General features: G+C 61.0%; 19 protein-coding genes. All 19 read right to left on the bottom strand.

The genetic code is table 11. The features are described 5' to 3' along the window. Positions 1–21: 21 nt before the first annotated feature. Positions 22–2,127 carry a DUF6541 family protein gene (locus HMPREF3145_RS08205; protein ID WP_070422749.1) on the bottom strand — a complete coding sequence of 702 codons (2,106 nt, stop codon included), beginning with the start codon at positions 2,125–2,127 and terminating at the stop codon, positions 22–24. Between the two features lie 33 nt (positions 2,128–2,160). Beyond that, positions 2,161–2,991 carry a tRNA pseudouridine(38-40) synthase TruA gene (gene truA / locus HMPREF3145_RS08200; protein WP_070422748.1) on the bottom strand — a complete coding sequence of 277 codons (831 nt, stop codon included), beginning with the start codon at positions 2,989–2,991 and terminating at the stop codon, positions 2,161–2,163. 79 nt (positions 2,992–3,070) lie between these two features. After that, positions 3,071–3,565, bottom strand: a complete 495-nt coding sequence (gene rplQ, locus HMPREF3145_RS08195) for a 50S ribosomal protein L17 (RefSeq protein WP_070422747.1) — start codon at positions 3,563–3,565, stop codon at positions 3,071–3,073. A gap of 46 nt (positions 3,566–3,611) precedes the next feature. Beyond that, positions 3,612–4,625 (bottom strand): DNA-directed RNA polymerase subunit alpha, encoded by a 1,014-nt coding sequence (locus HMPREF3145_RS08190; protein ID WP_070422746.1) that lies wholly within the window; start codon positions 4,623–4,625, stop codon positions 3,612–3,614. Between the two features lie 102 nt (positions 4,626–4,727). Next, positions 4,728–5,333, bottom strand: coding sequence for a 30S ribosomal protein S4 (rpsD, locus tag HMPREF3145_RS08185; RefSeq protein ID WP_070422745.1), 606 nt, complete (start codon positions 5,331–5,333; stop codon positions 4,728–4,730). A 27-nt stretch (positions 5,334–5,360) separates the two neighbouring features. Next, positions 5,361–5,762, bottom strand: a complete 402-nt coding sequence (gene rpsK, locus HMPREF3145_RS08180; RefSeq protein WP_070422744.1) for a 30S ribosomal protein S11 — start codon at positions 5,760–5,762, stop codon at positions 5,361–5,363. Positions 5,763–5,765: 3 nt separating this feature from the next. Continuing rightward, a complete protein-coding gene (gene rpsM / locus HMPREF3145_RS08175; protein ID WP_070422743.1) occupies positions 5,766–6,134 on the bottom strand; it encodes a 30S ribosomal protein S13 in 369 nt (122 codons plus the stop codon). Positions 6,135–6,307: 173 nt separating this feature from the next. After that, complete coding sequence (infA, locus tag HMPREF3145_RS08170; protein ID WP_070422742.1) at positions 6,308–6,526, bottom strand: translation initiation factor IF-1; 219 nt, start codon at positions 6,524–6,526, stop codon at positions 6,308–6,310. A 172-nt stretch (positions 6,527–6,698) separates the two neighbouring features. Then, a complete protein-coding gene (locus tag HMPREF3145_RS08165; RefSeq protein WP_070422741.1) occupies positions 6,699–7,496 on the bottom strand; it encodes a L,D-transpeptidase in 798 nt (265 codons plus the stop codon). Between the two features lie 51 nt (positions 7,497–7,547). Further along, the gene (gene map, locus HMPREF3145_RS08160) at positions 7,548–8,339 is read right to left on the bottom strand and encodes a type I methionyl aminopeptidase (RefSeq protein ID WP_070422740.1); all 792 of its coding nucleotides are present in this window, start codon (positions 8,337–8,339) and stop codon (positions 7,548–7,550) included. Between the two features lie 80 nt (positions 8,340–8,419). Continuing rightward, positions 8,420–8,965, bottom strand: a complete 546-nt coding sequence (locus HMPREF3145_RS08155) for an adenylate kinase (RefSeq protein ID WP_070422739.1) — start codon at positions 8,963–8,965, stop codon at positions 8,420–8,422. Then, the gene (gene secY / locus HMPREF3145_RS08150) at positions 8,965–10,293 is read right to left on the bottom strand and encodes a preprotein translocase subunit SecY (RefSeq protein ID WP_070422738.1); all 1,329 of its coding nucleotides are present in this window, start codon (positions 10,291–10,293) and stop codon (positions 8,965–8,967) included. The genes HMPREF3145_RS08155 and secY overlap by 1 nt, the downstream gene beginning before the upstream one ends. Positions 10,294–10,539: 246 nt before the next feature. Further along, positions 10,540–11,016 (bottom strand): 50S ribosomal protein L15, encoded by a 477-nt coding sequence (gene rplO, locus HMPREF3145_RS08145; protein ID WP_070422737.1) that lies wholly within the window; start codon positions 11,014–11,016, stop codon positions 10,540–10,542. 7 nt (positions 11,017–11,023) lie between these two features. Beyond that, positions 11,024–11,209, bottom strand: a complete 186-nt coding sequence (gene rpmD / locus HMPREF3145_RS08140; protein ID WP_034997282.1) for a 50S ribosomal protein L30 — start codon at positions 11,207–11,209, stop codon at positions 11,024–11,026. 5 nt (positions 11,210–11,214) lie between these two features. Then, positions 11,215–11,847 (bottom strand): 30S ribosomal protein S5, encoded by a 633-nt coding sequence (rpsE, locus tag HMPREF3145_RS08135; protein ID WP_070422736.1) that lies wholly within the window; start codon positions 11,845–11,847, stop codon positions 11,215–11,217. Positions 11,848–11,887: 40 nt separating this feature from the next. After that, positions 11,888–12,292, bottom strand: a complete 405-nt coding sequence (rplR, locus tag HMPREF3145_RS08130) for a 50S ribosomal protein L18 (protein ID WP_070422735.1) — start codon at positions 12,290–12,292, stop codon at positions 11,888–11,890. A 2-nt stretch (positions 12,293–12,294) separates the two neighbouring features. Further along, positions 12,295–12,831, bottom strand: a complete 537-nt coding sequence (gene rplF, locus HMPREF3145_RS08125; RefSeq protein WP_070422734.1) for a 50S ribosomal protein L6 — start codon at positions 12,829–12,831, stop codon at positions 12,295–12,297. Positions 12,832–12,849: 18 nt separating this feature from the next. Beyond that, on the bottom strand, positions 12,850–13,248 hold the full coding sequence (gene rpsH / locus HMPREF3145_RS08120; RefSeq protein WP_070422733.1) for a 30S ribosomal protein S8: 399 nt from the start codon (positions 13,246–13,248) through the stop codon (positions 12,850–12,852). A gap of 324 nt (positions 13,249–13,572) precedes the next feature. Further along, complete coding sequence (locus tag HMPREF3145_RS08115; protein ID WP_141740849.1) at positions 13,573–14,289, bottom strand: DUF2786 domain-containing protein; 717 nt, start codon at positions 14,287–14,289, stop codon at positions 13,573–13,575. Positions 14,290–14,310 lie beyond the last annotated feature (21 nt).

Genomic DNA, 14,310 nt, shown 5'->3' with positions numbered 1-14,310 from the left:
GCCTTAGCACCCCGCGCGCATCTACCAGGCGGCTACACCGGCATCTTCAAGCTCGAATAGCTCATCCGAGCCGTGGTCCTGTCCGTCTTTGCGCATCGCCCGCAACTGGGCGGTGGAGAACTCGCTGTTGACCGCAAACACCGACGTCGTGCCCTTGCGATACACCGGCGTCACCCCGTTTGACGCCCAGAACGATCGCAGCATCGGATACTGCGGTTTCTGGTCCGCCCAAAACGACCCCGGGCTGAGCACAAAGAACCGTACGTTCAAGTCCTTCAGCGCCTGCTCCACCACTTCGCTGTTGTCTTCTCCGATGAAGTCCGCGTGCTGGAAAATTGTGTCGTGCGCTGAGCCAATCCCGCCGGTCGGCCATAGGTAATGGCGGGAAACCGACGGCAACCCGTTGTAGGCATACATCCACGAATATCCATCCGCAGGATCGCCCATGATCGTGCCTTCCCACGCTGCGTCCTGGGTAGCCAACCAGTCAAACACCTGGAGGTCATCCGCGCTTACCATCCGTCCGCTTTGGCGCGGGGTAGCAAACGCGTCCTGTGCACCAGCCTCAGTGTGGTTGCGTACCTGTGGCACCGCCGCAGACCCGGCGATCACCGCCACCGCGATCGACGCCAGCACCGTGGCTCGCTGCCCCGTACCGGTTCGTGCTGCGAGTGGAGCGAAGGTGACAAGGCGGATAATCACAGCAATGCCGATGGCGGCCGCTGCCCACACGCACATCACCACCGGCATGATCAGCCGGTGCCCCGTGCTGTAGTGCAGGTTGCCCACCATGGCCAGTACATCGCCCCACGCGTTATCGAATGGTGTGAGCGCATTTGCGGTCACCGCAAGCGAAACCACATACAACAGCACAGGCCACACCTGGCCACGCCACAGCACTAACGCCAGCGCGCCTGCACCGGCGAGCCACAGCATCACCGTCGGGTCGAAGTCCGGGAAAAACTGAGAGACGTGCCGGGTGTCCATCCGAAACGCACTCCCCCACGCGCCGCCGCGGCCTAGTTTCTCCTGCGGCGCCCACGAGGCAACCTCACTCGCCTGGTCCGACCCCGCCAGCACTTGGGGCAAAAACACGAGCGTTGCCGCGGCTGCCGGGAGTGCCATCCACACCGTATCGCTGCGACGCGAGCGCACCGGGCGAACCAGCAGCGACGTCGCCCACGCAAAGATGACGCCGAGCACCACCACGGTCACCGCAGCCGGGTGTGTGCACAACACGCCAAGGAACCCGATCGCAGCAGGCAGCGCACCCGCATGCCGTGCCGGAACTTCAAGGAACTGCCAAACCACGATGCCGGTCAGGGTCATCGCAAACAGGTACGGCCACATCCCCACGTAGTCGGGCACCCACAGCAGCTGCGGGGCCGCGTACGCCATGATCGCGGCAAACGCGGCGGCAATCTGCGCGGTGAGCCCAGTCGAGCGCATAAACGCGAACACCAGACACACCATGGTCAGCGGCAGTGCCACCGCTGGCAGCACCGTCGACGCGATGTTGACCGCTCGAATCGGCTCAAGACCAGCAGCCTCCGCAAAGAGAGCAACACCCGCGTGGAATCCCGACGGGTAGAACAGCCGCGCGTGCGTTTCGAAGTTCTGCAGCTCGCCCATGCGTGTCGACGACGCCACGCCCGTCTCCATCACAAACCGCACCGCATTCGCATGCCACTGCGAATCCCACCCCTGGACGATATTGTCCGCACCGTTGGGCATCTGAGCCAACCACGACAGCCGGTCCGTAACTGCCATCCACGCCGCGACCACTACCCCGACAAACGGAATGCCCCAGTGCGTCCACTCCACCTTGCCGGGAAAAAGCGCACGGCGCCACGGCACATCACCACCGCGGCGGGCCTTGCGCGCAAACGCATAGCGCCACCCGCCAGCCACCGCGAGGGCAAGCACCATGCTCACCCCGAACGTCCACAGGTTAAACGGCGCACTAGTCACGCCCCACATCCACGACGACACTCCGATAACACCGAAGGTCACCGGCAGCGCCGTGGTCACCGCTGCAGGAACTCGGAGGCCTGCAACCCACGCCATCAGGAATCCGGGAAGCAGGAAAAACACAACTGCAAACCATGCTGCGGCTGCTGTGGTCATCGCACCTCCCAGATTGTCAGTAACCCAAGCATGCTACATCTCGCGACGCGCGCGGGTAGCTTCGGCGCGGGCAGCTAACTCAGAATCAGCGGGATACTCGACGCCGACCAACGTCAGGCCACGAGCGGGAGCGAGTGGGACTTCGGGCGCGCGTTCGTCGCGAAGCAAGAGCTCCTTTGGCCAGTCACTCCCCCGGCGGCCCTCCCCGACGGTTAAACACGTCGCGGTCAGCGCGCGAACCATATTCCAGCAAAACGCATCCGCAACAATGCGCGCTTCGTACACGGTGTCCTCGACCTGCGACCACTCGAAAGAATGCACGTCGCGGATCGTGGTGGCATGCTCCTTCGGGCGGCAAAACGCCGCAAAGTTGTTCAAGCCCACAAGCGCATCGGCACACGCCTGTGTCGTCTCAAGGTTGATAGGTTTTGGCCACACCGCCGTATCGCGCGCCCGTGTTGGCAACGCACCTGCCGGATGCGTAGTCACCCGATATACGTAGGTGCGAGCCAACGCCGAGAAACGCGCGTCAAACCCCTCTGGCGCTTCCACGACATTAAATACGCGGACGTCTTCCGGGAGCAGTTTTGCTAATCGACGAACCAACCGTCCCGGGTCCCCCTCAATCGAACGCTGATCAAGGCTGCTGCGAGGAATATCCACATGGGCGGTCTGTCCCGAGGCATGGACTCCTGCGTCGGTGCGTCCAGCGACGGTAAGGGAGACGCTACTACGCAGCACGAGGCTCAACGCCTCTTCGATGGTCTGTTGGACTGTGCGGATGCCGCTTTTCTGGCGCGCCCAACCGTGAAAACCGGTGCCATCGTAGGCGATATCCAAACGCAGCCGCATCGTCTCATCCATGGCGATCAATCTTATCTGGGCAATACAAAACGCCCAGCTACACGGGGTAGCTGGGCGTTACGCGAGGAAGGAAGTGAGTTTACTTCTCTTCCTCAGCAGCGGTCTCCTCTGCCGGAGCCTCGGTGGTCTCCTCTGCCGGAGCCTCCTCAGCCTTGGCCTCCTCAGCCTGGCGGGATGCAGCTGCGCGTGCAGCGCGGGTTGCCTCGGTGGTAACGGTCTCCTCGAGCACCAGGGAAATCTGGGTCATCGGAGCGTTGTCACCGGAGCGGTTCGGGAGCTTGATGGAGCGGGTGTAGCCGCCCTCACGGTTCTCGAACTTCGGCGCGAGCTCGTTGAACAGGTAGTTAACAACCTGCTTGTTCGGCAGCTCAGCGAGGACTGCGCGGCGGTCAGCCACAGTGCCCTTCTTCGCCTTGGTGATCAGCTTCTCAGCGTACGGACGCACGGCGCGTGCCTTAGCGTCCGTCGTCTTGATAGCGCCGTTCTCGAAGAGGGACTGCGCCAGGTTGGCCAGAATGTGCTTCTGGTGCGAGGCGGACCCTCCGAGGCGGGCACCCTTCTTGGGGGTAGGCATATTCGAACTCCTCGTATGCGGTTAGTTGAGCGCGTGCTCTGTTGTGTTACTCGGTCTCGTCCGCGCCGTCGTCCACGAAATCGCCAGTTTCGGCGTCGTAGCCTTCGAGCTGGGTCGGGTCGAAATCTTCCGGAGCGTCCTTCAAGGTCAGGCCCAGGTTAGCGAGCTTGATCTTGACCTCGTTGATCGACTTCTGGCCGAAGTTGCGGATGTCCAGCAGGTCGGTCTCGCTGTACTCAGCAAGCTCGCCCACGGTGTGGATCTCCTGACGCTTCAGGCAGTTGTAGGAACGAACAGAGAAGTTCAGATCCTCGATCGGCGTGGAGTACGCAGCGATGTACTCGGACTCCTGAGCCGACGGGCCGATCTCGATGCCCTCTGCAGCGGTGTTGAGCTCACGAGCCAGGCCGAAGAGCTCCACCAGGGTGGAACCAGCCGACGCGAGCGCGTCACGTGCGGTCATCGAGTTCTTCGTCTCAACGTCGATGATGAGCTTGTCAAAGTCGGTGCGCTGCTCAACACGAGTTGCCTCAACCTTGTAAGCAACACGGGTCACCGGCGAGTAAATCTGGTCGACCGGGATACGGCCGGCCTCTCCACCGGAGTTCGGCATAGCCGGTACGTAGCCACGGCCGCGCTCGACAACAAGCTCCATCTCCAGGCGTGCCTGCTCGTTAAGGGAGGCGATGTGCAGATCCGGGTTGTGGATCTCCACGCCTGCCGGTGGCTCGATGTCACCTGCGGTGACGTCGCCCGGCCCCTCGACTGCAAGCTGCATGACTACCGGCTCGTCAAAGTCGGAAGACAGCACGAGGTCCTTGATGTTGAGGATGATCTCGGAGACATTCTCCTTGACACCGTTGATCGTGGTGAACTCGTGGAGCACACCGTCGATCTTGATGGACGTCACGGCTGCGCCCGGGATGGACGACAGCAGCGTGCGACGCAGGGAGTTGCCCAGGGTGTAACCGAAACCAGGCTCGAGCGGCTCGATGACGAACTTCGAGCGGTTGGTATCGATGTACTCCTCGGTCAATTCAGGACGCTGAGAGATGAGCATGAACTTCTCCTTTGGCTCCCGCTATATGAAGCCGGTAGGGACTGATATGGAAGATTCCGTGCACCGTGGACGGCGCGCGGGGTGAAGCAAACGTGTGAAAGTTTACTTCGAGTAAAGCTCGACGATGAGCTGCTCCTGCAGCGGCACCTCGATCTGAGCGCGCTCGGGCAACTGGTGCACGAGGATGCGCAGGGTGTCCGGAACGACCTGCAGCCAAGCCGGAACGACAGCGTCCAGGAGGTTGTCCTGAGCCTCTTCGAACCACAGCATGTTGCGGGACTTCTCACGGACGTCGATGATGTCGTACTGCGTTACCGCGAACGACGGAACGTCGATGCTCTTGCCGTTGACCGTGAAGTGGCCGTGGGACACGAGCTGACGTGCCTGACGGCGGGTCTTAGCCAGACCAGCACGGTAGACAACGTTGTCCAGACGGGACTCCAGCAGGATGAGCAGGTTGTCGCCGGTCTTGCCCGGACGACGGTTCGCTTCTTCGTAGTAGCGACGGAACTGCTTCTCCATCACGCCGTAGGTGAAGCGAGCCTTCTGCTTCTCCTGCAGCTGGAGCAGGTACTCGGATTCCTTGATGCGAGCGCGACCAGCCTGCCCCGGAGGGTACGGGCGACGCTCGAAGGACATGTCGCCGCCGACGAGGTCGACGCGGAGGCGACGGGACTTACGGGTAGCAGGGCCGGTGTAACGAGCCATGTCTCTTTACCTCTTTTCCTTTCAGCCTTAAACGCGACGACGCTTCGGCGGACGGCAGCCGTTGAACGGCTGAGGCGTCACGTCGGAGATCGAAGACACCTCCAGGCCGGCAGCCTGGAGCGAACGGATAGCGGTCTCGCGGCCGGAGCCCGGACCCTTGACGAAAACGTCGACCTTCTTCATGCCATGGTCCATTGCCTTGCGGGCAGCGTTCTCTGCAGCCATCTGCGCAGCGAACGGCGTGGACTTACGGGAGCCCTTGAAGCCAACGTGGCCGGAGGACGCCCAGGAGATGACGTTGCCCTGCGGGTCCGTGATGGACACGATGGTGTTGTTGAAGGTGGACTTGATGTATGCGTGGCCTGCGGCCACGTTCTTCTTGACGATGCGACGTCCGCGACGTGCACCGGAACGAGTCTGAGTAGCCATAGGTTACTTCTTCTTTCCTGCGATGGTCTTCTTCGGGCCCTTGCGGGTACGCGCATTGGTCTTGGTGCGCTGGCCGCGGACAGGCAGGCCACGGCGGTGGCGCATGCCCTGGTAGGAGCCGATTTCGATCTTGCGGCGGATGTCTGCCTGAACCTCGCGGCGCAGGTCGCCCTCGACGGTGTAGGAGGACTCAATCGCGTCACGCAGAGCGGAGAGCTGGTCATCGCTCAGATCGTCCGTGCGCAGGTCCGGAGAAATGCCCGTCTTCTCGAGCAGTTCCTTGGATCGGGTTGCACCGATGCCATAGATGTAGGTGAGAGCGATCTCCATGCGCTTATTGCGCGGGAGATCAACACCAGCTAGACGTGCCATGAGGTACGTACCTTTCGGGTTGTTACGGTGGTTTTCTCCCCACCCGTCCACGTCAACCAACGCTTTATCCGGACCGCGCCGGAGGATGGGTTGGGATTACACGCGGCTCCAGCCACCGTGGCCGGAGGTAAACGACCCACTATGAGCAGGTCTGGGTGAGGAGGCTGAAATGCTTACTTGTAGCGGTAAGTGATACGCCCGCGTTCCAGGTCGTAGGGAGAGAGCTCCACCACGACACGGTCCTCAGGGAGGATGCGGATGTAGTGCTGGCGCATCTTGCCACTGATGTGGGCGAGAACCTCGTGCCCATTGTCGAGTTCGACACGGAACATGGCGTTCTTCAGGGGCTCGACGATGCGGCCCTCAACCTCGATTGCGCCTTCTTTTGCCATACACTCCACTTCCTACACTGCCCGCAAATGTGCAGGCAGAAACGTTTTCTTACCGTGACAGTCGGTACCTGCCAACACTTCGTGGCAGCACCGCTGGACTACTTTATCCGCTCACCTGCGAAAACGCAAAAGGCCCCAGCATTTCGCCGGGGCCAATATGCAACAAAGATGCCTAGTAGACGTAGACCTTGTCACCGATCTGCAGATCACTGAAGTAGCGCTGTGCATCACCGCGGTACATGCGGATGCAGCCGTGAGACAGAATGCTCGGGTCCCCCTCATGGAACGCAATACCGTTGTAGGTGAAGTACGTGGCGTACGGCATCGGTGCGTTGCCGAACTCCCAGGAGATCTCGTCCTTGACCTTACGGTTGACGTAGAAGGTGCCGCGCGGCGTCTCGTAGCCCGGTCGGCCCGGACCAATCAGGCCCGACTGGTAGTACATGACACCGTTGTTCTGCAGCCAGGAACGGCGACCATCAATGTCAATGCAGGCCTTGGCATCGGCCGGGCACGGACCGTAGTCAAAGCCAGCACGCGGGTTCGGAGCCGGCGCCGGAGCAGGAGCTGGTGCCGGAGCGGGAGCCGGCTTCGGTGCAGGCTTCGGCTTCGGAGTCTTCTCGGCGATGAGTCCGGGGAAGAAAACCTCCACGATCTCGTCGATACGCTGCTTCGCCTTCGCCGGCAGATCCGGGCTGATATTCGCCAACCCGTCTGCCTGCAAGCGCAGGTTGTTGCGAAGATCCCAAGCTGCATCCCGTGCAGACTTATCCAGGTTTGCAAACGCGGTGTTTGCCGACGAGGACAGCGCATCAAGGCTGGAGGTTGCAACCGGATTCGGGGCCGGAGCAGGCGCTGCCTGCGCAGTCACAGGTGCAGCAAGCGTAGCGACGACACCAAAACCGGCGGCAAACGTAATTGCACGTCGCTTCAACGGCGACTGCTTTGCATGGCGAGGACGGTAAGACATGCCGGAAGTATAACCGTATAGCCATGAATTACGCATCGACGCGCCAGCCGTTTATACGCGCGGAGTAAGAATTCGGGGTCCCTGAGCGGTCGCTGCCACGGTGTGTTCCCAGTGTGCTGCCGGTGAACCATCGAGGGTGGTAACCGTCCATTCGTCGTCAAGTACGCGCGTGTCGTAGCCACCACCCAGGATCAACATCGGCTCGATCGCCAACACCGAACCTTCCTGAATCACAGGACCCCGATTCGGCTTGCCCTCATTAGCCAGGTACGGGTCTTCGTGCATCGTGCGGCCAATGCCGTGCCCGCCGTAGCCATCCACAATGCCGAGCTCAACGCCGAAACGCTCCTCGGCGGCGTAGGTTGCCAACTCCAACGCGTGAGACACGTCAGTGAGCTTGTTGCCCGGAACCATGGCTTTCAGACCTTCTGCGAGCACCCACTCGGTTGCGCGGTTGAGCGCGTCCACATCCGGCGCAAGTTCACCGATACCGAACGACCAGGCACTGTCCCCTACCCAACCGTTGAACGTCGCGCCGCAGTCGATGGAAACCAGGTCCCCTTCATTGAGCACCACGTCAGCGGATGGAATGCCATGGACCACCACATCGTTGACCGACGCACAAATTGAGCCAGTAAAACCGTGGTATCCGAGGAAGGTCGGCACAGCGCCATGGTCGCGAATGACGGTTTCCGCCACCTTGTCAAGGTCAAGCGTGCTGACACCCGGCTTTGCCGCAGCACGGACCTCCTGCAGCGCGACACCGACAATGCGGCCGGCTGCCTCCATCGCATCGAGTTCGTCGTGGGTTTTGGCGGCAATCTTGCGTTTGCGGAATGCCATAGCGGGTTGCTCCTTTGTGGTGGTCGTCGATAAGCAAAAGCGAAAGGCCGGTGCGAACACCGGCCTTGAGCGTATTCGGGCTACTTGCCCAGCTGCGCCATGGCGCGCTGGTTGATCTCGTCGACGTCGCCCACAGCGTCGATAGAAATGATCTCCTCACCGTAGTGATCGATCAGCGGTGCGGTCTCATCGCGGTACACGGCGAGACGGGTGCGGATGGTCTCCTCGTTGTCGTCTGCACGACCACGGGCGAGCATGCGCTCCACGACAACGTCCTCATCAACAACGAAGTTGAGCACGCCGTCGAGCTTCTCGCCCTTCTTCGCCAGTAGGTCGGTCAGGATCTCAGCCTGCTCCACCGTGCGCGGGAAGCCGTCCAGCAGGAAGCCGTCCTTCGCGTCGTCCTGGTTCAGGCGATCCTCAACCATGCGTGCGGTGACATCGGTCGGCACAAGCTTGCCGGCGTCGATGTAGCTCTTTGCCTCAACACCGAGCGGGGTGCCCTCGCCAATGTTGGCGCGGAACAGATCACCGGTGGAGATGTGCGGAACACCGAGCTTTTCGGAAAGGATAGCGGCTTGGGTGCCCTTGCCGGCACCGGGAGGGCCAAGGAGAACGAGACGCATTATCGCAGAAGTCCTTCGTAGTTGGATTGCAGAAGCTGGGATTCAATTTGCTTAACCGTGGTCAAAGCCACGGAAACCATAATCAGGATGGCCGTACCGCCAAACGCGCTCATACCCATCCGGCCGGAGCCGGTGATACCGGCGTCCATTGCCAGGTTCGGCAGCACTGCGATCAGCGCGAGGTAAATCGCGCCGACGAACAGCAGGCGGTTCATGACGAACGCGAGGTATTCAGCAGTCGGACGGCCCGGACGGATACCCGGGATAAAGCCACCGTACTTCTTCATGTTCTCTGCCTGATCGACCGGGTCATACTGGATCGACACATAGAAGTAGGAGAAGAAGATGATCATCACGACGTAGGTGAGGATGTACTGCCACGAACCCGGGTTCTGCAGCCATGCCATCACGTGGTTCATCCACCAGTTGTCCGGCGGAGTCGGGTTATTCATGGTCACGATCTGTGTGATCAGAACCGGCACGTACATCAGCGACGAGGCGAAGATGACCGGGATAACGCCAGCCTGGTTGACCTTCAGCGGCAAGTAGGTGGAAGAACCACCGTACTGGCGACGGCCCACCATGCGCTTGGCGTACTGCACCGGGATACGACGCTGGCCCTGCTCAATGAAGACAATGCCGACGACCAGCGCAACAAGCGCGAGGATGACGAGGATCAGCGTCAAGGCACCGGAGTTCTGGAGGATGAACGCACCCTCGGACGGGATCTGGGTTGCGATACCCGCGAAGATGAGCAGGGACATACCGTTGCCCACGCCCTTTTCAGTGATGATCTCGCCGAGCCACATGATGAGCACCGCACCGGAGGTCATCACAAGGATCATCATGATCAAGGTCCAGACATTGCGGTCTTCCACCAGCACCGGCATTCCCTGGCCGAGCAGCTGCTCGCGGTCTGCCAGCGCGACGATACCTGCGGACTGCAGCAACGCCAGCGCGACCGTGAGGTAGCGCGTGTACTGCGTCATCTTCGCCTGGCCGGACTGGCCTTCCTTCTTCAGCTCCTCGAACTTCGGGATCACGACAGTGAGCAGCTGCACGATAATCGACGCCGTAATGTACGGCATGATGCCGATCGCGAAGATCGACAACTGCAGCAGTGCACCACCGGAGAACAGGCCAATGATGGAGAACATCGTGGCACGGTCACCCTGGGCAACCTCTTCGAGTCGCTGGTTGATCAACGCGTAATCAACGCCCGGGGACGGGATCTGGGCACCTACGCGGTACAGAATCATCAGCGCAAGGGTGATCAAGATCTTCTTGCGAAGGTCAGGATCCTTAAACGCCTGAGCAATTGCGGACACATAGCCTCCTGGCTTCCACCTGAACCGCGGCGGAAGGTAGTGGATAGTGCAGCGCCGACTCGTGCATGAAGGCACACAAAACGGGCCGTCGCCGTGTTTGACCCCACTACCCTAGCAGCTGTGCTTAAAAAGTTGATACTCACGGTCGACTTTACCGCTACAGCACAGCGAAAACCCCCACACCGGACAGTGATTGTCCAGTATGGGGGTTATCTCAAGCGCGGAAAGCGTTACGCTTTCGGCTCTTTACGCGTCCTTCGGAGCGCGCTTGGAGAACTCGACGACGGTGGCGGAACCGCCAGCAGCCTTGAGCTTCTCCTCAGCGGACTTGGAGAACTTGTTTGCGGTGACGTTGAGTGCGACGTTGATGTCGCCCTCTGCCAGCACCTTCACCGGCTGCTTCGGGCGAACGAGGCCCTTAGCGACGATGTCGGCAACTGCAATGTCGCCACCCTGCGGGAATGCTTCCGCGAGGTCCGCGACGTTGACCACCTGGTACTCGACGCGGTTCGGGTTCTTGAAGCCCTTGAGCTTCGGCAGACGCATGTGCAGCGGCATCTGGCCACCCTCGAAAGCAGCGGAAACCTGCTTACGAGCCTTGGTGCCCTTGGTACCGCGGCCAGCGGTCTTGCCCTTGGAGGCCTCACCGCGACCAACGCGGGTCTTGGCCTTGTTTGCGCCCTCTGCCGGGCGCAGATCATGGAGCTTGATGATGTCAGCCATGTTTTATCTACTCCCCTGCAACTTCTTCGACGGTGACGAGGTGACGCACCTTGAGGATCTGGCCGCGGGTAGCAGCGTTGTCCTTCTTCACCACGGACTGACCGATCTTGCGCAGACCGAGAGCCTCGAGGTTCTTGCGGGTCACCGGCTTCTCACCGATCTTGCCGTGGTGCAACGTAATCTTCAGTGCCATTGTTCTTAGGCCTCCTGTCCTGCGCGAGCGCGCAGCATACGTGCCGGGGCAACGTCCTCGACAGCCTTACCGCGCTTCGCTGCGACCTCTTCCGGACGCACGAGCTGCTTCAGGCCTGCAACGGTGGCCTGAACCACGTTGAGGGCGTTGTCAGAGCCGAGGGACTTGGCCAGGATGTCCTGGACACCAGCGGCCTCGAGCACCGGGCGGACTGCGCCACCGGCGATCACACCGGTACCCGGAGCAGCCGGGCGGAGCATGACGATACCGGCGGCTTCTTCAGCCTGAACCGGGTGAGGAATGGTGCCACCGATCATCGGGACGCGGAAGAAGTTCTTGCGAGCCTCTTCTGCACCCTTCTGAATTGCGGCAGGAACTTCCTTCGCCTTGCCGTAGCCAACGCCGACCATGCCTTCACCGTCGCCGACGACGACGAGAGCGGTGAAGGACATGTTGCGGCCACCCTTAACGGTCTTGGCAACACGGTTGATGGTGATGACGCGCTCGATGTACTTATCGCGCTCGTCGTTCTGGTTGCGACGGTCGTCGCGACGGCCACGGCCGCCGCGGTTACCGCGGTCGTTGTTGTTCTGGTTGTCGGCGGAGCGCCCGCCGTCACGCCGTTCACGTTCGGCCATTACGCGATCCTTCCGTTGATGGTGATGTTTGCCGTGATCATTAGAACTTCAGACCACCTTCACGAGCAGCTTCAGCCAGGGCCGCAACGCGGCCGTGGTACTTGTAGCCACCACGGTCGAAGACGATCTGCTCGATGCCTGCTGCTTTGGCACGCTCAGCGACGAGCTGGCCAACCTTTGCGGCCTTCTCCTTCTTGTCGCCCTCCAGGTTGCGCACGTCTGCCTCGATGGACGACGCAGAAACCAGGGTGTGGCCTGCGAGGTCGTCGATGACCTGGACGTGGATGTGGCGAGACGAGCGGTGCACAACGAGACGCGGGGTCTCCGGGGTGCCACGCAGGGTCTTGCGGATGCGGTAGTGGCGACGTGCGCGAGCCTCGCGGCGGCGGGACGAGATGTCCTTGCCCACCGGGGTGCGCTTGGTGTTCTCTGCAGTATTGCTCATGATTACTTACCCGTCTTTCCGACCTTGCGGCGGACCTGCTCGCCGGCGTAGCGGATGCCCTTACCCTTGTACGGGTCATCCTTACGCAGACGGCGGATGTTTGCCGCAATCTGGCCAACCTGCTGCTTGTCAGTGCCTTCGATGGCGAACTTGGTGTTGCCATCGACGGAGAACGTGACGCCTTCCGGCGCCTCAATCAGGATCGGGTGCGAGTAGCCGAGGGAGAACTCAAGGTCCTTGCCCTTCTGCTGCACGCGGTAACCGACGCCGAAGATCTCCATGTTGATCTTGTAGCCCTCAGTCACGCCGATGATCAGGTTGTTGATCAGCGAGCGGGTCAGGCCGTGCAGCGAACGGCTGTCACGGTGATCGTCCGGACGGGACACCACGACTTCGTTGTCTTCGACGGAAGCGGTGATCGGCTCCGGCATCTCGAGGTCCATGGTGGCCTTCGGGCCCTTGACCTCAACACGCTGGCCGTCGATCTTCACCTCGACGTTGTTCGGGATTGCGATGGGTGCATTACCTACACGCGACATAGTCTTTTCAACCTCCCCTTACCAGACGTAAGCGAGGACTTCCCCGCCTACACCCTTCTCTTGAGCCTGGCGGTCGGTCAGCAGGCCGTGGGACGTGGAGATGATTGCCACGCCCAGGCCACCGAGCACCTGAGGCAGGTCGTTGGACTTGGCGTACACGCGCAGGCCCGGCTTGGACACGCGGCGCAGACCAGCGATGGAAGCCTCGCGGGTCGGGCCGTACTTGAGGTTGAGCGTCAGCGATTTGCCAACCTTCTCGTCCTCAACTTTGTAATCTTCGATGTAGCCTTCCTGCTTCAAGATCTCAGCAATAGCTGCCTTGAGCTTGGAGGACGGCATAGACACGGTGTCGTGCTGCGCAGTTGTTGCGTTGCGCACGCGCGACAGCATGTCCGCAATCGGATCTGTCATGGTCATTGTGGTGACCGTTTCCTTTCTCGTTGCGGTTCCCTAAACCCACCTGACCCTTTTCAAGGTCGCGTTTTCCGCATGGTCTATCGGGGGCTACTCAACGCTGCCCACACTCAGTAGCGTGGGCCGCTCGCCGCCTCCCTTGCACGCGGTCCGCATCTTGGCGAGGGGCCTGCAACAAAGTTGGATGTTCAAATGTTTCTCTCGGCTTGGCACGCCGAAATCTCGGCGCACAAGTCCGATCGACCAAGTTACCTGCTTGTTCGCTCAGAACCAAATTGCTTAACGACGACACCTTGCCCCCGTCAGCATCTCCCGACACCGAATTGATCAGAACGGCAGCGCCGCCCTGGACTTCACCCGTGTTTGGCCGAGGTCTGAATTCTCTCCCGCGGCGTGTCCGCTGAGGTACGCACCTGGGTCGAACGAGCGGTTGGTTTGGTGCGCGGAGAGCACAAAGCCCTGCTCTTCGGCGAATTTGGAGCGGGCTTGCTCGGCCTTTGCGGCGTCGTCGACAAGCACAAGCGCATATTCGCTATCCCCCTTTGCTGCGCCCTCTTCAGCTTTCATCAGACGTTTGCCGATGCTTGTCGCGAACCCCTGCATAAACGACCGACGCATCACCACGACCGATTCCCCGAAGTTGGTGGCGCGGATCTTTTGTGATTCTGCAAGCATCACCGGCAACAACAGCGCGTAGAGCATGTCCACCCGGTCGAGGTGTCGCTGAAGGCCAAAAATGTCTGCGTCCTTGACGCGCGTGGAGTTATACACCCGCTGCGTAAAGCCCGTGCAGTGCAACGACCTCGCGATGGAGTGCAGCAGCGTTGCCTGCATATCGGTGTAGGCGCCACGGAACGTGTAGGCGCGGTGGCCTACGTTGTCGCCAGCATCGGGACTTGCAAGATCGCGCTCGTCGTAGCCGTACTGTGCCATCAGCTCGAATGCTCGGGCATAGAACGCGTCACCCTCCGGTGTCCCTTCCCTGTCGTTGGCTTGGTTGAGTAGTTTTTGTACTCGTTGTTTGATCTTTTCTTCGGTACGCATCTGACGCACCCACCCCTTCCC

The organism is Corynebacterium sp. HMSC05C01 (assembly GCF_001807155.1).
GTDB lineage: Bacteria > Actinomycetota > Actinomycetes > Mycobacteriales > Mycobacteriaceae > Corynebacterium > Corynebacterium coyleae.
This window is presented reverse-complemented; position numbering and strand designations above follow the sequence as displayed.